Raw genomic sequence first — 777 nt, forward strand, 5'->3', positions numbered from 1 at the left:
CAAATCGTATGTCGACTCTAACATTCGTTCTTGAAAACGAATTAGGTATTGAAAAAATAGTTTTGCATAACGCATAACGTAAAAACAAAAACCCCTTTCCCCAAAACAAAGTTGGCGCGATGTACAGGAAAAGGAGAGGCTTTTAAAATTAAATGTTGAATTAAAAAACGATGTAAAATTATGAAAGAGTAAACAGATTCACATTCTATCCCCCGAAGACACCCTAAGAAGAAAGTAAATGATCTTCATAAAGTGATTAGTGTTAATTTTTATTTCATTTATTAATGTATTTTTTAAAACTGTTGGAGGGGGATTTTCTTTTTAGGAGACATGTATTATAAACAGGCACGTGCGCGCATGAAAATAGAGATGAAATTCTAAATTGAATTTGCGATAATTAGAAGTTCTCTATTTATTGCTTTTTGCTTGATCAAAAAGTAATCAAAAAATCAAGACCGCGATTTTCGACGTTCAATTNNTAAATGATTCGCATACGCTCATTAATCTTTTTTACGCTTGTTTCAATGGATTGAAGCTCGTCTGCAAATCTTATGTCGATTCTAAAATATGTTGTTAAAAGTGAATTTGAATATTGAAAGAGTATGAAGAAACCGGCATTAAAACTCTCACGTTAATAAAATAATTTAAGTTCTAAGTATTGAGTTTTAAGTAATAAGTTTTTACAAAATTTATGTATGAAAAAAGGATGAAGAAAATGTCATATGATTTGGAGGCGAGTGTCAAAAAGTTGAAAGTCATGATTAAAATGTTTTACTG

It is taken from the genome of Empedobacter sp. UBA7611, assembly GCF_002484365.1.
GTDB classification, from domain to species: domain Bacteria; phylum Bacteroidota; class Bacteroidia; order Flavobacteriales; family Weeksellaceae; genus Empedobacter; species Empedobacter falsenii_B.